At 66.0% G+C, this 21,767-nt stretch carries 20 protein-coding genes; 13 read left to right on the top strand and 7 right to left on the bottom strand.

Annotated features, from left to right (window positions below; translation table 11 throughout):
• The first annotated feature begins 161 nt into the window (after positions 1-161).
• The 3 genes from AC3FLX_RS07510 to AC3FLX_RS07500 are packed head-to-tail and all read left to right on the top strand — an operon-like array spanning position 162 to position 2,697.
• Positions 162-983, top strand: coding sequence for an alpha/beta fold hydrolase (locus AC3FLX_RS07510; protein ID WP_488695252.1), 822 nt, complete (start codon positions 162-164; stop codon positions 981-983).
• 17 nt (positions 984-1,000) lie between these two features.
• On the top strand, positions 1,001-1,207 hold the full coding sequence (locus tag AC3FLX_RS07505) for a hypothetical protein (protein WP_488695251.1): 207 nt from the start codon (positions 1,001-1,003) through the stop codon (positions 1,205-1,207).
• Complete coding sequence (locus AC3FLX_RS07500) at positions 1,189-2,697, top strand: MFS transporter (protein ID WP_488695249.1); 1,509 nt, start codon at positions 1,189-1,191, stop codon at positions 2,695-2,697. Before AC3FLX_RS07505 ends, AC3FLX_RS07500 begins: the two co-directional genes overlap by 19 nt.
• Positions 2,698-2,748: 51 nt before the next feature.
• Here AC3FLX_RS07500 and AC3FLX_RS07495 read toward each other — a convergent pair whose 3' ends face one another.
• Together AC3FLX_RS07495 and AC3FLX_RS07490 are read right to left on the bottom strand one after the other, a co-directional pair.
• Positions 2,749-3,912: an EmrA/EmrK family multidrug efflux transporter periplasmic adaptor subunit gene (locus AC3FLX_RS07495; RefSeq protein ID WP_488695247.1), complete on the bottom strand. Its 1,164-nt coding sequence runs from the start codon at positions 3,910-3,912 to the stop codon at positions 2,749-2,751.
• Entirely contained in the window at positions 3,909-5,384 is a 1,476-nt protein-coding gene (locus AC3FLX_RS07490; protein ID WP_488695245.1) for an efflux transporter outer membrane subunit, read from the bottom strand. Before AC3FLX_RS07490 ends, AC3FLX_RS07495 begins: the two co-directional genes overlap by 4 nt.
• Positions 5,385-5,633: 249 nt before the next feature.
• Between AC3FLX_RS07490 and AC3FLX_RS07485 the strand changes: the two genes are divergently transcribed.
• From AC3FLX_RS07485 to AC3FLX_RS07465, 5 genes are all read left to right on the top strand, one after another.
• Positions 5,634-5,789, top strand: a complete 156-nt coding sequence (locus AC3FLX_RS07485) for a hypothetical protein (protein ID WP_488695243.1) — start codon at positions 5,634-5,636, stop codon at positions 5,787-5,789.
• A gap of 147 nt (positions 5,790-5,936) precedes the next feature.
• Positions 5,937-6,944, top strand: coding sequence for a helix-turn-helix transcriptional regulator (locus AC3FLX_RS07480; RefSeq protein ID WP_488695241.1), 1,008 nt, complete (start codon positions 5,937-5,939; stop codon positions 6,942-6,944).
• The gene (locus AC3FLX_RS07475; protein ID WP_488695239.1) at positions 6,937-7,410 is read left to right on the top strand and encodes a DUF3331 domain-containing protein; all 474 of its coding nucleotides are present in this window, start codon (positions 6,937-6,939) and stop codon (positions 7,408-7,410) included. Before AC3FLX_RS07480 ends, AC3FLX_RS07475 begins: the two co-directional genes overlap by 8 nt.
• 7 nt (positions 7,411-7,417) lie before the next feature.
• Positions 7,418-8,815, top strand: a complete 1,398-nt coding sequence (locus AC3FLX_RS07470; RefSeq protein WP_488695237.1) for a cytochrome ubiquinol oxidase subunit I — start codon at positions 7,418-7,420, stop codon at positions 8,813-8,815.
• A gap of 16 nt (positions 8,816-8,831) precedes the next feature.
• On the top strand, positions 8,832-9,803 hold the full coding sequence (locus AC3FLX_RS07465) for a cytochrome d ubiquinol oxidase subunit II (protein WP_488695235.1): 972 nt from the start codon (positions 8,832-8,834) through the stop codon (positions 9,801-9,803).
• A gap of 71 nt (positions 9,804-9,874) precedes the next feature.
• Here the strand turns inward: AC3FLX_RS07465 and AC3FLX_RS07460 are convergent, their stop codons facing one another.
• On the bottom strand, positions 9,875-10,348 hold the full coding sequence (locus AC3FLX_RS07460; protein ID WP_488695234.1) for a Dps family protein: 474 nt from the start codon (positions 10,346-10,348) through the stop codon (positions 9,875-9,877).
• Positions 10,349-10,638: 290 nt separating this feature from the next.
• Between AC3FLX_RS07460 and AC3FLX_RS07455 the strand changes: the two genes are divergently transcribed.
• A complete protein-coding gene (locus AC3FLX_RS07455) occupies positions 10,639-12,108 on the top strand; it encodes a sensor histidine kinase (RefSeq protein WP_488695232.1) in 1,470 nt (489 codons plus the stop codon).
• Between the two features lie 87 nt (positions 12,109-12,195).
• Here the strand turns inward: AC3FLX_RS07455 and AC3FLX_RS07450 are convergent, their stop codons facing one another.
• Positions 12,196-12,333, bottom strand: a complete 138-nt coding sequence (locus tag AC3FLX_RS07450) for a hypothetical protein (protein ID WP_488695230.1) — start codon at positions 12,331-12,333, stop codon at positions 12,196-12,198.
• Positions 12,330-12,584, bottom strand: coding sequence for a hypothetical protein (locus AC3FLX_RS07445; protein ID WP_488695228.1), 255 nt, complete (start codon positions 12,582-12,584; stop codon positions 12,330-12,332). Before AC3FLX_RS07445 ends, AC3FLX_RS07450 begins: the two co-directional genes overlap by 4 nt.
• Positions 12,585-12,890: 306 nt before the next feature.
• Between AC3FLX_RS07445 and AC3FLX_RS07440 the strand changes: the two genes are divergently transcribed.
• The 3 genes from AC3FLX_RS07440 (at position 12,891) to AC3FLX_RS07430 (ending at position 18,786) form a co-directional block, all read left to right on the top strand.
• Positions 12,891-15,197, top strand: coding sequence for an FdhF/YdeP family oxidoreductase (locus tag AC3FLX_RS07440; protein WP_488695226.1), 2,307 nt, complete (start codon positions 12,891-12,893; stop codon positions 15,195-15,197).
• A 424-nt stretch (positions 15,198-15,621) separates the two neighbouring features.
• Positions 15,622-17,739, top strand: coding sequence for a di-heme oxidoreductase family protein (locus tag AC3FLX_RS07435; protein WP_488695225.1), 2,118 nt, complete (start codon positions 15,622-15,624; stop codon positions 17,737-17,739).
• 90 nt (positions 17,740-17,829) lie between these two features.
• Complete coding sequence (locus AC3FLX_RS07430; protein ID WP_488695224.1) at positions 17,830-18,786, top strand: glycosyl hydrolase; 957 nt, start codon at positions 17,830-17,832, stop codon at positions 18,784-18,786.
• Positions 18,787-18,844: 58 nt separating this feature from the next.
• Here AC3FLX_RS07430 and AC3FLX_RS07425 read toward each other — a convergent pair whose 3' ends face one another.
• Both AC3FLX_RS07425 and AC3FLX_RS07420 read right to left on the bottom strand, forming a co-directional pair.
• Positions 18,845-19,867: a hypothetical protein gene (locus AC3FLX_RS07425; RefSeq protein ID WP_488695223.1), complete on the bottom strand. Its 1,023-nt coding sequence runs from the start codon at positions 19,865-19,867 to the stop codon at positions 18,845-18,847.
• Positions 19,868-20,007: 140 nt separating this feature from the next.
• Positions 20,008-20,757 carry an SDR family NAD(P)-dependent oxidoreductase gene (locus AC3FLX_RS07420; RefSeq protein WP_488695222.1) on the bottom strand — a complete coding sequence of 250 codons (750 nt, stop codon included), beginning with the start codon at positions 20,755-20,757 and terminating at the stop codon, positions 20,008-20,010.
• A gap of 105 nt (positions 20,758-20,862) precedes the next feature.
• Here AC3FLX_RS07420 and AC3FLX_RS07415 point away from each other — a divergent pair, with 105 nt between their 5' ends.
• The gene (locus AC3FLX_RS07415) at positions 20,863-21,744 is read left to right on the top strand and encodes a LysR family transcriptional regulator (RefSeq protein WP_488695221.1); all 882 of its coding nucleotides are present in this window, start codon (positions 20,863-20,865) and stop codon (positions 21,742-21,744) included.
• Positions 21,745-21,767: the final 23 nt, after the last annotated feature.

Here is a 21,767-nt window from a genome sequence, read left to right as displayed (position 1 = left end):
GCATCACGCCGGGCGCACATTGAAAGCCGGCTGAAAGCCGCGATTCCCCCCCGCCCGGGGCCGGACGTGCGTTTGCGAAACCGCCGCCTCCGCGCCAAAACGGTCATCGGTATGGCGGACTTACGCTCAAGTCTCCCTTCTCTTTCTTCAGGAAGACAGACATGAGCTACATCACCACCCAGGACGGCACCCGCATCTTCTACAAGGACTGGGGCACCGGCCGCCCGGTTGTCTTTTCGCATGGCTGGCCGCTGCACGCCGACGCCTGGGATGCCCAGATGCTGTTCCTCGTGCAGCATGGCTTCCGCGTCATCGCCCATGACCGCCGTGGCCACGGACGCTCGGACCAGCCCGCGCATGGCAACGACATGGACACCTACGCCGACGACCTGGCCGCCGTGCTGAACGCGCTCGATATCCGCGATGCCACGCTGGTCGGCCACTCCACGGGCGGCGGCGAAGTGGCGCATTACATCGGCCGGCATGGCTCCGCGCGCGTGGCCGGTGCCGTGCTGATCGGTGCCGTGCCGCCGATCATGCTCAAGACCGAAGCCAATCCGGGCGGCCTGCCGATGGAAGTGTTCGACGGCATCCGCAAAGGCGTGGCGGACAACCGGTCGCAGTTCTATCGGGACCTGGCGCTGCCGTTCTTCGGCTTCAACCGGCCCGGCGCCAAGGTCGTGCAGGGCACCATCGACAATTTCTGGGTGCAGGGCATGGCCGGCGGCGTGCTGGGCCACTACCTGTGCGTGAAGGAGTTCTCCGAGGTCGACTACACCGAGGACCTGAAGAAGATCGACGTGCCGACGCTGATCCTGCATGGCGACGACGACCAGATCGTTCCGATCGACGATGCCGGGCGCCTGTCCGCCCGGATCGTGCGCGACGCCACGCTCAAAGTCTATGCCGGCGCGCCCCACGGCATGTGCATCACGCGCGCCGATGAAGTCAACGCCGACCTGCTGGCCTTCCTCAACCGCTGAGTCGCCGGAGACCCGCCATGCGCCCGCTTATCGTCCGTTCCACCCGTGCCCTGCTGGCCACGGCCGCCCTGCTTGGCGCCGTGGCCGCCCACGCCGCCGATCCGGCCACCAGCCCGTTTGCCGCCGACCGCTATGACTACAGCGTCCAGCCGGCGGCGAAGGCACCGGCCAAGGCAACGACCAAGTGCCACGATGGCAAGGCGGCATGCCATCCGTCGCACTAGGCGCGCTGCCGCGCGTCACGCGCGGCGGTGTGTTCCTGATGGGGCTGGCGCTGGGATGCGCTACGGGGGTCGACTTCGTGGCCACCTCGATGCTGGCCACCGGCGCGGTGCAGATCCGCGCCGGCATCTACGCCACGCCTGACGACTTCCTCTGGTGCTTCACGTCCTACGCCGCCGCGGCCATCGTTGCCAACCTGATGCTGCGGCGCGTCTCGGACCTGATCAGTTATCGCGGCTTCTCGATACTTGGCCTGGCCATCGCCATCGGCGGCAGCCTGCTGTGCGCGATCTCGAACAACGTCGTGCAGCTTTCGCTTGCACTGGCCGTGCAGGGCCTGGGCGCGGGCGGCCTGTTCGCGGCGGCGCGCACGCTGATCCAGATGATCGCCGCGCCACAGGAGCGGCCGCGCCTGCTATGGCCGTTCGTGATCGGCGCAATCGGCATGCTGGCCGCCGCACCGTGGATTACCGCGACCCTGATCCTCGATGCGAGCTGGCGCACGATATTCGTGGCGCAGGCCTTTGCGGCCGCGGCCACGCTGCTACTGGTCTCCGTCACCTATCCCCACCGCGTGGCGCCGCCGCGCAGACCGGACATCGATGCACTGGCCGGCATGGACTGGTCCACGGTGCTGCTGCTTGGCCTTGGCGCGCTGGTGCTGGTGCACGGCCTGGCCGACCTGCGGCTCTATACGGCCGCCAGCACGGCCGCCGTCATCGCCTGGCCGCTGGCGGGCGCCGTATTGATGGCGCTGGCCTTCCTGCGGCTGCATCGTCACCCCGATCCGTGGCTCAACACCCATCGGCTTGGCGGGCCGCGCTATCTGACCGGACTGGGCTTTTATGCCACCTACTCGTTCGTAGCGGGACTCTGGAACTACCTGATTCCGATCGTGCTCCAGCTGGGGCTGGGCTTTTCATTCGAATCCACCGGCATGGTGTCGACGCTGACCGGCGTGGTTGGGGTGGCGGCCTGCATCCTGTATGTACTCTATGGCGCCCGGCTGCCGGGATCGCGCCGCTGGCTGGCGCTCGGCTACGTCATGCTTGCCGCGGCAGCCTGGCTGCTGGCCACGCGCCTGATGACCGACCTGTCGATGGCACGTGTGGTGCCCGCGCTGCTGCTGCAGAACGCGGCGCTGCCGTTCAGCCTGATTATTGTCGCCAAGCTCACGTTTCTGGAAACCCCGCTTGACGATTTCTCGCACACCTACCAGTTCAAGAACATCGTGCGCCAGGTAGCGTCGGCGGCGGGCACCGGTACCGCCGCGCAATGCCTGCAGTACGGCGAAGCAATCGCGCGCACGCATCTGGTGGCCCGTATCGATCCGTTCGGGACCACGCCGATGAGCGGCGCCGCGCTGGCACACCTGTCGCAGCAGATCGATCAGCAGGCGGTGTTGCTGGCTGGCGCCAATCTGCTGGCCATCGTGGCACCGGGGTGCCTGCTGGTGGCTGCGTTTGCGCTGTGGCAGCGGTGGCTGCGCTGAATCGGAATCGGGAATCGGGAAGAAAGCAAACCGAGGGCCGATCAATCGCCCTCAGCCCGCGTTCGCCGCGATGATCTTCGCGATGCTGGCATCGGCATCGCGGCCGACCGACGCAAAGACATCGGTGGATAGCGGCGTTACGGCGGGCAGCGCGTGAAGGCTGGCACCATCATGCCGATGAACATCGACCGTGGCCCGCATCGACAGGCCGATACGCAGCGGATGCTCGGCAAGTTGCGCGGGATCCAGCGTGATACGCACGGGCAGCCGCTGCACCACCTTGATCCAGTTGCCGGTGGCATTCTGGGCCGGCAGCACCGAGAATGCGGCACCAGTGCCGGCGCCGAAGCCGGCCACCTTGCCCTCGTAGCGCACCGTCGAGCCATAGAAGTCCGCCACCAGCGAAACCGGCTGGCCCACGCGCATGTCCTTCATCTGGTTTTCCTTGAAGTTGGCGTCGACCCAGACCTGATCCAGCGGCACCACGCCCATCAGCGGCACGCCCGGTGCCACGCGCTGGCCCACCTGCACGGCGCGGCGCGCCACAAAGCCGGTCACGGGGGCTGGCAGCGTGGCACGCGCGTGGGCCAGGTAGGCCGCCCGGTAGTTGGCGGCGGCGCGCGCCACGTCGGGATGCTCCGCGATGCGGGTGTTCTGCGTCAGGGCACGGTTCGATGCCAGTTGCTCCTGCGCTGCGCGCAACGCCGCCTGTGCTTCCTTGAGCGTTGACTGTGCATGCTCGACATCCTCTTTCGATACGGCGCCGGTACCGTCGACCGACATCCGCCTGCGTAGATCGTCACGGGCGTTCTCCATATTGGCCTGCCGCTGGGCAATGTTCGCCAGCAGCGCACCGTTGTTGACATAGAGCGTGCGTACCTGCCGCACCGCCTCCGCCAGTTGTGCCGCGGCCTGCTGCAGTGCCACGTCGCTATCGGCCGGATCGAGCGCCACCAGCGGCTGCCCCATCGTCACGCGCTGCGTGTCGTCGGCGGCAATCGAGACCACCGTGCCCGGCACCAGCGAGGTGACCTGCACGACGTTGCCGGCGACATAGGCATCGTCGGTAGATTCGAAATGCCGCCCGACGGCCCACCACCAGGTGCTGGCTGCCACCCCCGCGGTAGCGGCCAGCACGGCCACGGCAATCAGGCGGCGGCGCGGAACCGGCCGGATTTCGGCCATTGGCGGAGAAGGCGTGGCAATCGTGTTCATGGTGTCGTGGTGGTATTGGCCGGGGCATGCGCGGCCTGGTCGGGCAGGTGCCCCACGTATCCGCCACCGAGCGCCCAGACCAGCTGGAATCGAAGATCGAATTGCTGCCCATTCAGCTGCGCGATCAGGCGCTCCTGAGCGAGCACGCTGTTCTGCGCCTCAAGCACGGCAAGCTGGTTGACCAACCCCGCTTGCCAACGGCCCGAGGCCAGCGCATAGGCGTGCCGGGCCAGTTGCAGTGCCTGCTGCCGCTGCGCGATTTCGATATCCGTGGCGCGCAGGCTGCCCACGGCGTCAGCGGTTTCGCGCAGCGCGTCGGTCAGTGTCTGGTTGTAGTCGGCCACTGCCGCGTCGTATTCGGCAAAGCGTCCGTGCAGATTCGCGCGCAACCGCCCGCCTTCGAACACGGGCAGCCGGAGCGATGGGCCAAAAGCAAAAAACCGGCTCGCGCCGAGCAGGAAATCGGATGGCGTAATCGTCGTGAGCCCGGCCAGCGCGGACACCGACACATCGGGCAGGAATTCCGCGCGCGCCACGTCGATGTCCTTCGCGGCCGCTTCCACGCGCCAGCGCGCCGCCACGAGGTCTGGCCGCCGCGACAGCAGGCCGATGCGCGCGTCGTCGGGCAAGGCCGTCGCCGGCGCCGCCAGCAGCGTGGGCCGGGCGATGGCCAGGCCGCGGTCCGGCCCCTTGCCCAGCAGCGCCGCGATCTGATGGCGCGCCACCTCGATATCGTCATCGATACGGGTCAGGTCGGCCTGGGCACTGGCAAGGTCGGCGTCCTCCAGCGTCGTGCCAACCTGGGTGTCCAGCCCCGCCACCAGCCGCGCCTTGCTCAGCATCGATAGTTCGCGGCGCTGGGCGACGGTTTGCGCGGTGACGTCCCGCAGCGCGTACAGCGTGGCCAGACGCGCGTAGACGCGGGCCACGCCCGTGGTCAACAGCAGTTGCGCCGACTGGCTTTCCGCCTCCGCCTCTCGTACGCCGGACAGTGCGGCCTGCAATGCGGAACGGTGCTTGCCCCAGAAATCGAGATCGTAAGAAAGCTGGCTGGACAACTGCACCTGGTTGATCCATCTACCCGACAGCGGGGTACCGCCAAGCACATCGGTCTCCGAGATGCGCTGGCGCGACAGGCCGCCACGGATATCGACCTCGGGATACAGGCCGCTGCGCACGCCGTCGGCCACGGCTCGCGCCGCTACCACGCGCGCCTGGGCGCCCTGCAGCGTCGGGCTGCCCGCCACCGCTTCACGCGCCAGCGCGGCAAGCTGGGCGTCGCCAAAGCCATCGATCCAGTCCTGCGCCGGCCACTGTCCATGCTGGGCCGGCAGGCTCCGCGCCGTGCCGCTGGCGCTACCCAGCGTCAGGGCAGGCCCGCTATGGTCGAACGCCGCGCAGCCGGCCAGCGCAACGGTTGTCAGTACCGCGGCGGCCACCGGCAAGTGCCGCCATCGGGATACGGCATGCATATCGGCCCCGCTCTGATGGTTGATGTGGGGAATGATCGTCGAGCGGCCTTGAACGGGTCATTGCGAACCTTGCGCGGATGTCTGGATTGCACGGCCAGGTGGCCCGGCGGCCCCGTTCCGGTGCAAGAAGGTGGACGGCCTCATACCTTGGTTTAACCGCGCACCACCCACGCGGCAATTGTGGGCATCCGTGCCTGGCTCCTAGCATTCCTGTCAACGCTTCAATTGCTTCTCAGGGAGCCACACAGCATGAAACTCAATCACCTCTGGATGCCCATCCTCGCCATCGTGCTCGCATTCGGCGCCGTCGGCGTGGCGGGCGGCACGGTGTACTGCATGTGGCAACAGTCCATTGCACCCGTCCACGCGACCGCGCCCGCCGCGACGTCGCACCGCCATTCGTGAGGCCGCCATGAACGAAGGGGAAAGCCTGCTGCTGATGTACGGATGGATTGCCCTTGCCGTCCTCAACCTGATCCTCATCGCCCTCGCCTTCATTCAGTACACCGAGTGAACGTACGCACATCGATTTCCGCATCCCGGAGCACCGCCATGAAAGATGTATCGACCACCGTTCTTGAGGCACCGACCATCCCCGAGGCCACGCGCCACAAGCAGCCGCCACAACCGCGCATCGCCGCCGCGCAGGCGCCGGAGTTCGTGCAGCGCGAAACCCGCTGGCGTCATGCGCCCGGCGCAGCCGCGGCGGGCCAGCGCCCGGACACGATCGTGGTGTCGCGCTGGACGTGCGAAGGCGAGCCGCCCGACATGGTGTCCCACCCGGGCGATGACCGGCACTGCATCGCCATCAATCTGCGTTCCAGCTCGATCCGCTTCCTGTGCGGCGGCATGCCGGTATTCGATGGCCGGCTCGGGGCCGGCGCGGTCCACGTGACCGCACCCGGCATCGCCACCGCCGCCGTGTACGCATCGGCCAGCGACGTGCTGCACCTGTTCGTGCCCCAGTCCGTGCTGGCGGCCTGCTATGCCGATCAGTTCGGCCACCCGCACGACGGCGAGCTGCGAATGGACGATCCGTTCTTTCATGCGGACCCGGCGCTCGAACGCCTGGGCCAGGCGCTGGCCGTGGCGCACTCGCAGGACCCCGGCCTGGGACGCATCTTTGCCGACAGCGTGGCGCTAGCCATCGTGGCCCGCGTGGTGGCCAATCATTTCCAGCGCATCGCGTCGAATACGCGCGCCGTCACCACGTTGCCGCAATGGCGCCTGCGCCGTGCCATCGAGTTCATCGACGCCAACCTGGCGGCGCCCATCGGCCTGGCCGACATCGCGCGCAGCACGGGGCTGACGCGGATGTACTTTGCCGCGCAGTTTCGCCGCACCACGGGCATGCGCCCCCACGAATATCTGGTACGCCGCCGCATCGAACACGCGCAGGATCTGCTGCGCGGCAACGAAGGCAGCGTGCTCGAAGTAGCCATGCGTTGCGGATTCCGCTCGCAGGCCCATTTCACGACGGTCTTCAAGCGGTTCGTCGGTGATACGCCTCATTGCTGGCGCGTCAAGGTCACCCCAACTCTTGGGAGTTCCCATGCCTGAAACCCTGCTACACGCGATGGACGAAACCCGCGGTCTCGCGGATATCCATGACGACGCCTGCGACACGTGGCTGCGCACCATCGCGCTGCTCGGGCCGCAACGGCATACGCTGACCTACTCGGCACAGGACAACGCCCTGCGCGCGCACGCACCGATCGTCAGCATCATCGAACGCCCCGGCGCGGCGATGGCCGTGGTGAGCTGGCGCGACGCCACGCACTGCCGCTACGGCGCGCAGGTCTGGACGGCGGGCACGGCACGGGAAACAGGCGTCTGCGCACTGACCGGGCAACCGATCGAGCGGAGCGACCTCGTGTTCCGGCCGCAGCGCTCGCGTCCGCCCGCGCTCAACGCCGACGCGATGATCCTGGCTTCGGCCGTGGACAACGCCGCCGCCCCCGAGGCACCGCCCGCCGCGGCGGTCGGCACGGACTCCGCCATCCACTACCGCTCCAACGCCCGGTGAAACCGCCATGCACAACGTCATCGACCTGTCGCGGGCGCAGTTCGCCTTTACCGCGATTTTCCATATCCTCTGGCCGATCCTGACCATCAGCCTGTCCGCGTTCCTGTTCATCGTCGAGGTGCTCTGGGTGCGCACCAATGACCTGGTCTGGTACCGCCACGCGCGTTTCTGGAGCAAGCTGCTGTTGCTGAATTTCGCCGTCGGCGTGGTCAGCGGCATCCCGATGGAATTCGAGTTCGGCACCAACTGGAGCGCGTTCTCGCAGTTCACCGGACAGTTCTTCGGCAACATCCTCGGCTTCGAAGGCGCGATGGCCTTCATGCTCGAAGCCGGCTTCGTCGGCATCATGATGTTCGGCTGGACGCGCGTGCCGCGTGGCGTGCACCTGTTTGCCACGGGCATGGTCGCGCTGGGTTCGTCGCTGTCGGCGTTCTGGATCATGGTCGCCAACTCATGGATGCAGACGCCCGCCGGCGTGGCCGTGGTGGACGGCAAGATCGTTGTCACGGACTACCTGCGCGCCATCTTCAATCCCGACTCGCTATGGGCCATCGGCCATATGTGGGTGGCCGCGCTGGAAACCGGTCTGGTCGTCGTTGCCGGGATTTCGGCCTGGTACCTGTTCAAGCGGCGGCAGCCCGAGTTCTTCGCGCGGTCGTTCCGGCTGGCGCTGGTGTTGCTGGTGATCGTGGCACCGTTACAGGTGTGGCTGGGCGATGGCAGCGGCGTGGACGTGTTCGAGACCCAGCCCGCCAAGGGCGCCGCGATCGAGGGCCACTGGCAGACCAATGCGCCAGGCACGGCGGCGTCGTGGTCCCTGCTGGCATGGCCCAATCAGGCCGCGCAGCGCAATGACTGGTCGATCGAAGTGCCCGGCATGCTGAGCCTGCTGGCCACGCACAAGGTGCATGGCACCGTCACCGGCATGGCCGATATTCCGCGCGCCGACCAGCCGCCGATGCTGCCGCTGCTCTACTACGCATTCCGCGTGATGGCGGGCATCGGCTTCCTGTTCGTGCTGCTGGCCTTTTGGACTGCCCACGTGCTGCGCCGCACGCGCCACCAGCCCGCGAGTCTGAGCCAGCACCGCGCGTTGATGCTGGCATGGGTCCTGGCCATCCCGCTGCCCTACCTGGCCGTCGAATGCGGCTGGATCGTCCGCGAGGTGGGCCGTCAGCCCTGGCTGGTCTACGGCTTGCTGCGCACCTCGCAGGGCGTCTCTACGGCGATCACCCCTGCCGACGTGACCGGCAGCATCGCCATGTTCGGGGTGTTCTACATCGTGTTGCTGGCGACGTTCACGTGGCTGGCCGCGCGCTGGTTGCGCAATGGCCCGGACCTGACGCTGCCCGCGCCTGCGCCAATGCCCGCGCTGCCGCCCGTGGCCGAGCGCGGCACTTACTGATTCCGGAATACTCGTCATGGAAACTTCCGCACACACCTTGCTGGTGACCCTCTGGTTCTGCATCCTCGGATTGATGCTGGCCGCATACGTCGTCACCGACGGCTTCGACCTTGGCATTGGCATCCTGAGCCTGTTCGTGCCCGAGCGCGACCGGCGCGACGTCATGGTCGAATCCATCGCCCATGTCTGGGATGCCAATGAAACCTGGCTCGTGGTGCTTGGCGGGGGGCTGTTTGGCGCCTTCCCCGCCGCATACGCCACGTTGCTGCCGCAGCTCTACCTGCCGCTGATGGCGTTGATCGCCGGGCTGATCATGCGCGGCGCGGCCATCGAGTTCCGCCACGCCACGCATCGCGGCCCGTTCTGGGACCGCGTGTTCGGTATCGGCAGCCTGCTTGCAGCCGTCGCGCAAGGCGTGATTCTCGGACGCATCATCACCGGGCTGGCCCCCGGCGCATGGAATGCCGTGTTCACGCTGGTTGCCGCGGTGGGCGTGGTCGCAGGCTATGCGCTGCTGGGCGCAACCTACCTGATCAAGAAGACTTCGTATCCGGTGGAAGCCACCGCGCGTAACTGGACGCTGGCCGCCCTGCCCGTCACGGTGGTGAGCGCGCTGGTGCTGTCCGGCGCGACGTTGCGATTGAGCCTGATCGGCACCGAGCGCTGGCATCAGCACGGCGTGCTGGCGGTGCTGCTGGTACTGGGCCTGGCCGCCGCGCTGGCCGTCGCCTATATCGCCGGGTCGACATGGACGGGCGGCCGCCGTGCGCCGTTTCGCGCCACGGTGCTGCTGTTCCTGGTGTCGTTTGGCGGGCTGGCGATCAGCCTGTTTCCATATGTGGTGCCGGGCCGTCTGTCGCTGGCCGATGCCGCATCCGACGACCGCACGCTGGTGTTCATGCTGATCGGTATCGGGGTGCTGCTGCCGGTGATGCTGGGCTATAACCTCTATCAGTACCACGTGTTTCGCGGCAAGGTGCCTGCCTGAACACTGCCCGCCCGATGCAAAACGCCCTCTCCGATGGAGAGGGCGTCTGCCTTCATCGAGCGGCGGTAACGTTATTTGACCGATTCCGCCAGGAACCACGCGCGGCGCTGGGCCTCGTCGATCCAGTTTTCCAGCAGGCTGGCCGTCGCCACGTCCGCGTGGTCGTCGCAGACCGCATGCGCATCGAGCATGGCTTCCACAAGTTTGAGGTTGTCCGCGTGCAGCTCGCGCAGCATGGCCTTGGGCGACACATCCTCGGCGTCGTTGTCACGGATGCGCTGCAGACGGGCGATGGCACCGATCGAACGCAGCGTCGTGCCGCCGACCTTGCGCACGCGCTCGGCCACGTCGTCGGTCATGGCAAAGATCTGTGCCGACTGCTCGTCCAGCATCAGGTGATAGTCGCGGAAATGCGGGCCGGACATATGCCAGTGGAAATTCTTGGTCTTCAGGTACAGCGCGAAGACATCGGCCAGCAGCCGGTTCAGGTGGTCGGAGATTTCGGTGACGGCCAGGCCGGCATCGTCGAATTGGGAATCGGTCATGACAGCTCCTTGGGGTGAGATCGATTTGGGCGGCAAGCCCCGTTTCAGTGCACTCGCGGCCACCATTGGGCCTGGCGAGCGTCCATTTCGACTATGCGCCTGGCGGAAAGCCGCGATTTGTCCCCCGATCAAGCCGATTTTCAAATCGCACCGGCCTCACAAATCCATACACACCTCCTATACCTTCATATGATTCCTTGAGCAGTCATCCAGGACTAGTATCATCGGCGGATCATGCTGCCAGCTACGGGCATGGCATTCAGATAACCAGCAAATCGAGCGGAAAGGGCATGTACAACCCAACGACCAACCGGCTGTTGATGGGCGCGGCAGGCTTACTCGGCCTGTGTGTGTTCGCAATCGATGCCTTTACGCCACTCGATTTCGCCATCGCCGTCGTCTACGTGCTGGTCATCCTGCTCGTGGCGCTGACCGGCTCGATACGGGCCACGCGCCTGACGGCCGCCATTGCGCTGGTGCTGACCGTGGTGGCCTTCGCAATGTCAACGAATCCGGAGCCGGACCACGGCCAGCTGGCGCGCTTCGTGTTCGCGCTGCTGGCCATCGGCACCACGACGCTGCTGGCGCTGCGCAACCTGTCGGATATGGCACGCCGCAGGCGCACCGAGGCAGCACTGGCGCGCAGCGAAGCCTTCCTGGCCGAAGCCCAGCGGCTCAGCAAGACCGGCAGTATCGCGCTGCGCCTGCCGGCCAACACGATGACGTGGTCCGACGAAGCGTTCCGGATTCTCGGCTACCCGTGCGGGGAGCCTACCCACTTCGGCATGGTGCTGACGCGCGTGCACCCGGACGATCTGGCCGAAGTGCAGCGCGTGCATGCGTCGATGCTCGGCGGCATCCCCATCGTGGACCTGCGGCACCGGTTGCTGATGCCCGACGGCGCGATCCGGCACGTGCATCTGGTGGCGCGCCGCAGCGCGTCCGCCGGCGACCAGCACGAATATATGGGCGCGCTGATGGATACCACCGAGGCCACGGAAACCCAGCAGGCGCTGCACCGGACCATGACCGAGCTGGCACACGTGTCGCGCGTGACCACGCTGGGTCAGCTTGCCGCGTCGATTGCCCACGAAGTGACGCAGCCGATGGCGGCCATCGTCACCTGCGGCAGCTCGGCGCTGCGCTGGCTGAAGCGAGACGAACCCGACATCGGCGAGGCCACCGAATCGATCGAGCAGGTGATCCGCGACGCCAGCCGGGCGAACGACATCATCCGCCAGATTCGCGCGATGGCGCAGAAGTCGGAGCCGAAATACGTGGACATCGCCGTCGACAAGCTGGTGACGGACTCACTGGAACTGGTGCGGCGCGAACTGCAGGATCACCAGGTTTCCGCCGTGCTCGATCTCGATGCCGCATCGGCGCGCATTCACGGCGACTGGACGCAGCTGCAGCAGGTATTGGTGAACCTGATGGTCAATGCCGCGCAAGCCATGTCGCAGGTTCCCAGCCGCCGACGGCTAACGCTGGCCAGCCGGGTCATGGCCGACCGCACGGTGCTCGTGGTGGTGAGCGATACCGGGCCTGGTATCCCGGTCAAGGCAATGGATCACCTGTTCAACGCGTTCTACACGACGAAGTCCGACGGCATGGGCATGGGCCTGTCGATCTGCCGGAATATCGTGGAATCGCACGGCGGCAGCATCGCCGCCGAGTCACCGCCCGAAGGGGGTGCCAGGATGATCGTGCGCCTGCCTCAGCAGTCCGCGGAGGGCGAAGCTACGGAGCGGGCGGCCTGAAGCCACCGGTCCCCGGTTCGGCAGGCACTCGTCGCGCTTATCGCGGACGAGTGCCGGAATCCTTCTTGCCATGCTGCGTCATACATGTCACGCACCTGCCCAGAGTGCCGTGACCACGGCCATGCCGCAACTGGCGGCACAGATACCCAACCACGCCAGCGCCACCTTGATGCCACCGACGGCCGCGCTGGCGGCCCGACCGTCGGTGCAGATGGCCGCATTCATGCCGGCGTGTTGCCCGGGGGCGCGGACACGCCGGTCAGGTCCTGACCGACGCGGATGAAGCGGCCCTGGTCGGCAGGCGATACGTTGAAGCGTGCGCCTTGCGTGTACACGTCGCGCGGCTGGTCGATGTTGTACTGCGGATGCGACTGGGTGGCCTGATGCTTGCCGGTTTCAGCAGCGTTGGCCATGCCTGCGCCAAGCACGCCAAAAGCGGCTGCCACGATGACGGGAACCAATTGTTTGCGAATCATGATGTGCTCCTGGTTGACTTGCATGAACAGGCGGAAGAAGCCGTGCTGGCCAACCGCCGGGGCCCGCGTTGCAAGCCCGTGAACCCATCGTAGGCGGAGCGGCCAAGCGGCGCATTCGTACCTGGGTTGCCTTGTCCTAGCCAATTTGTAGCGCGCCATCATCCTTTGGTTTGGCCCGCGCGGCGCACGTCCATACTCCGTCGTGCAAAACCGAAACCGGCACCGCCGCCGGCAATGACCAACGCCCCTGCGCCGATACGCTTCGCCATGACGACGTATCGATCCATTCAGGCAGGAGCAAATGTCATGGCCTTCAAGTCAAAGCCGAGAATCGAACCCTATACCCACGCCGCCGCGGGATGGGGCGCGCTGAAGTATGTGGCCATCAACCTCATCAAGGAGCGCGTGCCGGGCCGCGACTACGCGATGCTGTTCCGGCAGAACAAGGCGGATGGCTTTGACTGCCCTGGCTGCGCGTGGCCAGACCGCGAACACGCCTCGACGTTCGAGTTCTGTGAGAACGGCGTCAAGGCCGTGGCCGCGGAATCCACCGGCAAGCGCGTCACGCCGGAGTTTCTGGCCCACAACACCGTGGCCTCGCTGATGCGGCAGACCGACTACGAGCTGGAACAGCACGGCCGGCTGACCGAACCTGTCATCTATGACGCGCCGTCCGATTCGTACCGCCCGATCAGCTGGCAGGATGCATTCGCGCTGATCGGCACACGCCTGCGCACCCTGCCCGATCCCAATCAGGCGGCCTTCTACACGTCCGGCCGCGCCAGCAATGAGGCGGCCTTCATGTACCAGCTTTTCGCGCGCATGGTGGGCACCAACAACTTCCCCGACTGCTCGAACATGTGCCACGAAGCCACGAGCCGAGGCATGCCCCATACCGTGGGCGTCGGCAAGGGGACCGTCACGCTGGACGATTTCGAAACCTGCGACACCGTCCTGCTGTTCGGCCAGAATCCCGCCACCAACCATCCGCGCATGCTGGCCGAGCTGCGCGATTGCGCCAGACGCGGCGCCACGCTGGTATCGATCAACCCGCTCCGCGAGCGCGGGCTGGAGCGCTTTACCAGCCCGCAGAGTCCGGTCGAGATGCTGACGATGTCCGACACCAAGATCTGCTCGGTGTTCGTGCGCCCGACGCTCGGCGGCGACTATGCACTGATCAAGGGCGTGGCCAAGCGCGTACTGGAACTGGACGACGAAGCACAGGCGAATGGCGGGGCGCGTGTGCTGGATACCGCGTTCATCGCCGAACATACGCATGGTTTCGACGCCTTTGCAGCGGACCTGCGCGCCGAGCCGTGGCCGGTGATCGAGCGCGAATCGGGCGTGCCGCGCGAGGAAATCGAGGGACTGGCCACCATCTACGCGCGCGGCAAGCGCGTGATCTGCACCTGGGGCATGGGCCTGACCCAGCATAAGCACTCGGTGCAAACCATCCAGATGCTGAGCAACCTGATGATGATGCGCGGCAATATCGGGCGGCCCGGCGCGGGCCTGTGCCCCGTGCGCGGCCATTCGAATGTGCAGGGCAACCGCACGGTCGGCATCGAGGAACAGCCCACGGCAGCCTTTCTCGACAAGCTCGGCACGGCCTTCCGCTTCACCCCGCCGCGCGAGCACGGCTACGACGTGGTGGAGAGTATCGAGGCCATGCTGCGCGGCGACGTCAAGGTCTTCGTCGCGCTGGGCGGCAACTTCGCGGCGGCCACGCCGGACACCCCTCGCACCTGGGACGCGCTGCGCGCCTGCAACCTGACCGTCCACATCGCCACCAAACTCAACCGCAGTCACCTGGTGCACGGCAAGGAAGCGCTGATCCTGCCGACGCTCGGGCGCACCGAGATCGATCTGCAGGATGGCGTGCCGCAAGGCGTCACCGTGGAAGACTCGGTATCGAAGGTCCATATTTCGTTCGGCATGAACACGCCCGCGTCGCCGGGCCTGATGTCCGAGACGGCGATCGTCGCCAACCTGGCGCATGCCACGCTGGGCAGTGAAACGGTGGACTGGCGCTGGTACGCGCAGGATTACGCGCGCATCCGGGACAAGATCGCGGAAGTCATCGACGGATTCGAGCATTACAACGCCCGCGTGGCGATTCCGGGCGGCTTTCACCTTTACGTGCCCGCACGCGAGCGTCAATGGCACACCCCGTCGGGCAAGGCCGAATTCCTGGTCAATCCGCTGGCACCGGATACGCCCATCGCCCAAGCCCGCGCGCGCTACGGCGAGCGCGTGATGACGCTGATGACCACACGGTCCCACGACCAGTACAACACCACTATCTATGCACTCGATGACCGCTACCGCGGCGTCTTCGGGCAACGGCGCGTCGTGTTCATCCACCGTGCCGACCTGGAAATGCTGGGCCTGCGGGATGGTGAGTGGGTCGACATGACGACGGTCTGGCACGACGACGTGGAGCGGCGTGCCGACGGGTTCCTGCTGGTTGCCTACGACATTCCGCGCGGATGCATTGCCGCCTACTATCCGGAGACCAATCCGCTGGTGCCGCTGGACAGCGTGGCGGACCTCTGCAACACGCCCACTTCCAAATCGATCCCGGTATTGCTGCATCGCGCCAGCGCACCGTAACTGCCGCAAATCCCAAAAATCAGGCCACTTTCTAGTGGCCTTTTTTCTTTTCATGCATGCCAATGTCTGCTGCATCCATGCAACGGATATTCGGAAATTATTCGTCTTGTACAAAAATCATCGGGCCGGCATTGCGCAATCAAACCTGCCCGAGGCTCCAAATTCTGTCATGTAAATGACACGGGCGGGGCTGCAACCGGCGCCCCTTCTAGGTGTGACGATCCTCGTCACCATGCCGCCCAATTTTTGTCACCCCGTGCGCCAGATAATGACAATTGACATCTATTTAGGCGGATCCAGATAATCGCGGCGGCTACAGGGAATAGGCCTTTTTCCGACGCATGCCAACGGGTAGTGAAGGCAGCGGAAAAGAAAAACCGAGAACGGAACCGTGTGCGGTTCCCATAAAAACGAAGGGTCGATCATGAAACTAGTCGCTCACTATCGTGGGCCGGCATTGCTGCTGGCCGCGGTCTTGATGGTTGTCGCATGCGGCGGAGGTGGCGGTGACAGTGCGCCGCCCCCCACCGTCACGCCTTCGCTCTACGAGCCGCTCTATAACGCCGATACGCCGGTCATGGAGCAGATCCAGTACCGCGAGCCGGATGGCACGCTGGTCACGCTGATGGGCTCCCGCCCGACCGAGCGGCATGCACGCGAACGCGGCGAAGCGTGGGACGCCCCCGACGCCGGCCCCGGCCGTTACCTGACCTTCCCGACGTTCTACTTCCAGAACCGTACCTTCGGGCTGGAGATCCGCGATCACGTGCCGGCCGGCAAGCAGCTGATCGAGGTTTATCTGCGCGTGAACCAGGGCATTTTCGATGGCACCACGTTCAGCCTGTTCCGTAACGTGCTCGACCCCACCGTGCGCGACTACGGCTGGTCCCTGAACTACGGCTTCAACAATCCCAAGGAAGGTGGCCTGCCGATCTGCCGCGAGAACCAGCCGCGCGAAGACTGCATGATGACGTTCGATTCGAACTGGCGCACCGACCCGCACAGCCCTCTGAAGATCGGCGACAAGGTCGAGCTGGCGCCCGCACCGCGTCTCAAGCGCGATCCCGTGGTGGATGGTGGCGGCAGCCGCTATTACTCGTTCGAGCAGCTTTACATCGTCGGCGTGGGCATGCGTCCGTGGTACGGCATTGCGCCGAACCTCGATTCCGAGCCGCTGCCCGACGACACCCTGCTGGGCGGGCAGGCCAGCCTCTCGTACAACTACTCGGAAGAGCCGATGCGCGTCTTCCAGCAGATGGCCAACAACATCGGCATCACCAATACGCAGCGCTTTGTTGAGGGCCGTCGCCTGTTCCACACGTCGTTCGCCGATGGCACGCACTCCGAGCACGACCGCGACAACCCCGTGTTCACCGCCCATATCGGCCAGCTCGGCGCGCGCTACAACCAGCCGCGTTGTATCGAGTGCCACACCAACAACGGCCGCAGCAAGCCGCTGGGGCTGGGTGCGAAGCTCGACACGATGTCGTTCCTGACCGCCAATTCCGACGGCACGGGCGCGGATCCGACCTACGGCCACAACGTGCAGCAGCACGCGCAGGACGCCAAGGCACCCGCCTATGACGTGAGCGTGACGTCGTTCGAGACTACGGTGCGCACGCTGGCAGACGGCGAGAAGGTGGAACTGGTCAAGCCGGTCTTCACGTTCAAGGGACCGACGCCAGCACGATTCTCGGCACGCCAGGCGGCACAGGTGATCGGCATGGGCCTGCTCGAAGCGATTCCTGAAACCACCATCCTGGCGCAGGCGGACCCGGACGACGCGAACGGTGACGGCATCAAGGGCGTGGCCAATCTCGTGGTGGACCCGCAGACGGGCAAGACCCGCGTGGGCCGCTTCGGCTGGAAGGCATCAAAGGGCAGCATCCGCCAGCAGGTGGCCGATGCGCTGATCAAGGACCTGGGCGTCACCTCGCCGATGTTCCCCGACTATGGCTGCCAGCGCGGCGCCGCGAACTGCCATTCGGTCACCACGCCGACGTCGATCAGCGAGAACGAGCTGGAACGCATGACGCACTATCTGTCGCTGATTGGCGTGCCTGCCCAGCGCAAGCTGCGCAGCGGCTTTCCCGATGGCATCCGCGTGTCGCCCGAGCATGACGTCAATCCGTCGCAAATCGCGCGCGGCGGCGATCTGTTCGCGCAGGTACGTTGCGTGGCCTGCCATACGCCGACCATGAAGACCGGCAACACTCACCCGTTTGCCGAGCTGCGCGAGCAGACCATCCATCCGTACAGCGACCTGCTGCTGCACGACATGGGTCCGGGCCTGGCCGATACGCTGGCCGAAGGCCGCGCGTATCCAAGCCAGTGGCGCACGGCACCGCTCTGGGGTATCGGCTCGCTGCGCTTTGTGCAGGGCGGCGATACGAACGTCCGCCTGCTGCACGATGGCCGCGCACGCAATGTCACCGAGGCTGTGCTGTGGCACGGCGGCGAGGCCACCGACGCGCGCACGCGCTATGAAGCGCTGCCCAAGGCAGACCGCGACGCGATCACTGCTTTCCTGCAGTCGCTGTAAGGCACGGCGCCGATCTAGGAACGTTTCCCTCTCCCGCCAAACGGGAGAGGGAAAAATCCTGACCCGAATTCGCTTCACACGGAATCTCACATGCTGATGCAAACCCTACGCAGCCGTGCCCTGGCACCGCTGCTCATGGCCTTCGCGCTCGCTGCCTGTGGCGGCGGCGACGGCGGTGCCGCGAGTTCCGGCAGCGGCAATGGCGGCGGCAATCTCGCCCCGAACACGCCGACCACACCCGCCACCCCGCCCGCCGCCACGCCTGGCGTGACCAAGAGCGCCAAGCGCGGGATTGCCTACGACCTGGCCAGCCAGGCCGACGTGGCAGCGTTGGCGCCCGGGGTATCGTGGTGGTACAACTGGTCTCCCAAGCCAAATGCGGCGGCACCCGCCAACCCGCGCGCCGCCTACGGCATGGACTTCATCCCCATGCTCTGGAACGACTATGCGTTCGATGCCACCACGGTGGAGGCGTGGCTGCTGGCCCATCCGGAGGTCAAGTATCTGCTGCTGATGAACGAGCCGAATCTGACGGACCAGTCCAACCTGTCGCCCACCGCCGCGGCGGCGGCATGGCCGCAATTCGAGGGCATTGCCGCGCGTACCGGCGTCAAGCTCGTGGGACCGGCCATCACGTGGGGCACGATGCCTGGCTACAGCGATCCCGTGGTCTGGCTCGATGCGTTCTACAACGCCTATCGCGCCGCCAACGGCAACCGCAATCCCCAGATCGATTACCTGGCCTTCCATTGGTACGACTACGGCCTGGGCGGACAGCTCGATCGCCTGGCCAAGTACGGCAAGCCGTTCTGGGTGACGGAGTTCGCCAACTGGCATGCCAACGCCGATGGCGCGCAGATCGATACGCTGGAGAAACAGAAAACGCAGATGCGCGAAATGGTGGCGACCTGCGAGCAGCGTGCCGATGTATTCCGCTACGCATGGTTCACGGGCCGCTGGCACCCCGATCCGCATTTCACGAGCCTGCTCGGCGCGGACGGCGAACTGACGGAACTGGGACGGTACTACCTGAGCCTGCCGTTCTGATTACCGCGATTACCGCGCCTCCGGGCCGCATGCGCGCTGCATGCGGCGCCGCCACGTATCACGAACCATTGGGGTGCGTGGCGCCGTTGTCTCCCGCCCGTGCCGGCTGGGTACGCGGCGGCCGTTGTGTCTGTACGGGCTGCGCAGCCGGTGGCGACAACGGCCCCGCCCCTCGCGCCGTCTTGACTGCTTCGCGTTCCACGCGCAACTGGTCGATGTCGGCGCCTACGTCGCCCGCTTCACTGGCACCCATCGACATGACCACGGTGCCCCTGGCAACGGGCACTGGCATCGGCGGCGACATGCTGCTGCATGGTGTCTGCGTACACGACACGCCCTCTTCGCCCAGCGGCACGCGCGCAACCGTGGTGGCCGCCGATCCGAGTTCGGCGAAGGTTGCCGCCCCCTGGTTATCGACCACGAGCTGCCGCGCCACCAGCGCGAATGACACCGCGATCCGCGCCGGTTGCGACGCATTGCCGGCCGCCGTCCTGGCCACGGTATTGCCAGCGCGCACATAGAGCGGCCGGAACCGGAAATAGTCGGTGAACTTGCCTTCCTGGAGTTTCTGCTCGATGGCCAGCACGGCCAGCAGACCAGGGCGGGCTGGTGCATCGCCCTCGGCATAGCGTGCGTAGACCACGCAGCGAATGCCACGGAAGCCCGCTGCGGAGAAGGTTACGTCGACACTGCTGGCATCGAGCGCGTCATGCTTCAACCGCTCCCGTTCGCTCTTGTCCTTGTCGGTGTAGAGGTCGGATACGAGCCGCGTGCCGCCCACGACGAAGACGCTGGCCGACGGTGACGCCGCCCTGGCAGCGGAAGTCTTCGGCGCGGCCTCGCTACACTGCGGCGACGCCAATAGGTCCTTGACGCCGCGGTTCTCGGGCTGCGCCAGGATTGCGCCGAGGTCCTTGTCGGCGGACCAGTCCTTGTTGGCCGCGATCCACGCCTGTGCCGCGCGCTTTGGCTTGCCGCTGTTGTCGTCCGCCTGGAAGGCCGCCGGCGCCGGTGGTGCTTTCGGTGCACTGCAGCCAGCGACCAATATGCAGCCGGCAACGAGCCCGGTTAAGGTCCTCATGCTGCCCCTCCGTTGCAATTGAGCTAGAGAATATCGCCCGCCTATATACAGCGGGTACCCTCCAGATGACTGAGTAGCCAAATGGAGAGTAGCCACCGAAGCGGTTCCTGCCAACTTTTGTTGGCACGGCACAACGCCCGTCAGGTCAGCGCGATACCGCCATCGACGCGCAGGTTGACCCCGGTAATGAAGCTGCCCTCGCCGCTGGCCAGCAGCAGCGCGGCCGATGCAATTTCCTCGGCGCGCCCGAGCCGGCCAAGCGGAATGGCCTTGGCCACGCCGGCCTCGAACGCGGCCCGATCCCCCGGTGCCACGCCGAGCTTGGCCAGAATCGGCGTGTCCACCGGGCCGGGGCTGATCACGTTCACGCGAATGCCGCGCGTCTTGAACTCCAGTGCCCAGCTTTGCGCGAACGCCTCGATGGCGGCCTTGCTGCCCGCGTAGACCGCGTGTCCATCGAGCACCTTGGCACTGGCAATCGAGCTGACCAGCAGAATCGCACCACCATCGCGCATGACCGGCGCAATTTTCTGTACGCCAAAGAACACAGCGCGCGTATTAGTGGAGAACTGCACGTCGTACTCGTCGACGCTCACCCGCCCGGACGGTGTGATCTGGTTCATCCCGGCATTGGCTACATAGATGTCGGCGCCGCCGAACCTTTCCGCGATCAGCGCCGCCACACGGTCGTGCGTTGTCAGGTCAGCGATATCGCCGGTCAGGCCGACGGCCCGCGGCCCCAAGCCCGCTACGGCCTGTTCCACGGCGTCCGCGCGGCGCCCGACGATGACCACACTGGCGCCCTCCCCGACAAACCGCCTGGCCATCGCCAGGCCAATACCACTGTTGCCGCCCATGATGACGGCGACTTTTCCCGCGAGTCTGCTCATGATGGTCCTCTACATTCCGTGATCGATACGGATGCGAATTTACGGAAGCAGGCGCGGCGTGGGCAGCCTTACAATGAACGCATCACTTGTGCCAATTTGTCATCCATGTCGATGGAACGCCTGCATGGCTTGTCCGCCTTCGTACGTGCCGTGGAAGCCGGCTCCTTCACCGGTGCCGCCAGGTTGCTGGGCACCACGCCGTCGGCCATATCGAAGAGCATCTCGCGGCTGGAAGCGCGGCTCGGCGTGAAGCTGTTCAAGCGCTCCACGCGCGCCTTCATGCTGACCGATGAAGGCAACGCCTACTACGAACGTGTGGCGCCGCTGGTGCGCGGGCTGGAGGAAGCCACCGAAGTACTGGCCAGGCCGTCGACGGCGGCGGGCAGGCTGCGCGTCAGCATGCCCAGCGATCTCGGCCGCTCGCTGCTTGGCCCGATCACGGCCCGGCTGATGCCCCGCCATCCGCGCCTGTCGCTCGACGTCAGCGTCAGCGACCAGCACGCCGACCTGATCCGCGAAGGCTTCGATCTCGCCCTGCGCGCCGGGCACGCCAGCGACAGCGGCCTCTATGCCCGGCCGCTCGCGATGCTGCCGCTGGTGCTGGTTGCGTCGCCGGCGTACCTTGCCAGTCATGGCGAGCCTCGCACGGTGGCCGCATTGCAGCAGCATCGTCATGTGCGCTATCGGCTGGCCGGCCAGGTCATGCCCATCACGCTTGCCGACGGCACGCGCCTGCAGATCGAAGGCGTGTTCGATACCGACAGTGGCGAGGCCATGCGCACGGCGGCGCTCAACGGCCTGGGCATCGCGCAACTGCTGCGAACCATCGTCCAGGAAGACCTCGATGCCGGACGCCTTCGACTGGTATTGCCCGATGTGGCATTGCGCCCTGTTCCGCTGCAAATGCTGCACGGATTCGGGCGGCGCCTGCCCGCGCGCGCGAAAGTGTTTGTGGATTTCGTTGCCGCGGAACTGGCTGGCCGATAGCCGCATACCCAACAGCTACACCA

The organism is Cupriavidus sp. 291-E7 (assembly GCF_057798835.1).
The sequence above is the reverse complement of the archived record's forward strand: the minus strand, read 5'-3'. Positions and strand labels throughout refer to the sequence as shown.

Coding starts and splice junctions, on each gene's coding strand:
- AC3FLX_RS07475 (WP_488695239.1), top strand. CDS start 6,937: ATGCCTGAAACCCTGCTACACGCGATGGACGAAACCCGCGGTCTCGCG.
- AC3FLX_RS07480 (WP_488695241.1), top strand. CDS start 5,937: ATGAAAGATGTATCGACCACCGTTCTTGAGGCACCGACCATCCCCGAG.
- AC3FLX_RS07465 (WP_488695235.1), top strand. CDS start 8,832: ATGGAAACTTCCGCACACACCTTGCTGGTGACCCTCTGGTTCTGCATC.
- AC3FLX_RS07490 (WP_488695245.1), bottom strand. CDS start 5,384: ATGCATGCCGTATCCCGATGGCGGCACTTGCCGGTGGCCGCCGCGGTA.
- AC3FLX_RS07455 (WP_488695232.1), top strand. CDS start 10,639: ATGTACAACCCAACGACCAACCGGCTGTTGATGGGCGCGGCAGGCTTA.
- AC3FLX_RS07440 (WP_488695226.1), top strand. CDS start 12,891: ATGGCCTTCAAGTCAAAGCCGAGAATCGAACCCTATACCCACGCCGCC.
- AC3FLX_RS07450 (WP_488695230.1), bottom strand. CDS start 12,333: ATGAATGCGGCCATCTGCACCGACGGTCGGGCCGCCAGCGCGGCCGTC.
- AC3FLX_RS07420 (WP_488695222.1), bottom strand. CDS start 20,757: ATGAGCAGACTCGCGGGAAAAGTCGCCGTCATCATGGGCGGCAACAGT.
- AC3FLX_RS07460 (WP_488695234.1), bottom strand. CDS start 10,348: ATGACCGATTCCCAATTCGACGATGCCGGCCTGGCCGTCACCGAAATC.
- AC3FLX_RS07505 (WP_488695251.1), top strand. CDS start 1,001: ATGCGCCCGCTTATCGTCCGTTCCACCCGTGCCCTGCTGGCCACGGCC.
- AC3FLX_RS07500 (WP_488695249.1), top strand. CDS start 1,189: ATGCCATCCGTCGCACTAGGCGCGCTGCCGCGCGTCACGCGCGGCGGT.
- AC3FLX_RS07445 (WP_488695228.1), bottom strand. CDS start 12,584: ATGATTCGCAAACAATTGGTTCCCGTCATCGTGGCAGCCGCTTTTGGC.
- AC3FLX_RS07415 (WP_488695221.1), top strand. CDS start 20,863: ATGTCGATGGAACGCCTGCATGGCTTGTCCGCCTTCGTACGTGCCGTG.
- AC3FLX_RS07485 (WP_488695243.1), top strand. CDS start 5,634: ATGAAACTCAATCACCTCTGGATGCCCATCCTCGCCATCGTGCTCGCA.
- AC3FLX_RS07425 (WP_488695223.1), bottom strand. CDS start 19,867: ATGAGGACCTTAACCGGGCTCGTTGCCGGCTGCATATTGGTCGCTGGC.
- AC3FLX_RS07510 (WP_488695252.1), top strand. CDS start 162: ATGAGCTACATCACCACCCAGGACGGCACCCGCATCTTCTACAAGGAC.
- AC3FLX_RS07470 (WP_488695237.1), top strand. CDS start 7,418: ATGCACAACGTCATCGACCTGTCGCGGGCGCAGTTCGCCTTTACCGCG.
- AC3FLX_RS07495 (WP_488695247.1), bottom strand. CDS start 3,912: ATGAACACGATTGCCACGCCTTCTCCGCCAATGGCCGAAATCCGGCCG.
- AC3FLX_RS07430 (WP_488695224.1), top strand. CDS start 17,830: ATGCTGATGCAAACCCTACGCAGCCGTGCCCTGGCACCGCTGCTCATG.
- AC3FLX_RS07435 (WP_488695225.1), top strand. CDS start 15,622: ATGAAACTAGTCGCTCACTATCGTGGGCCGGCATTGCTGCTGGCCGCG.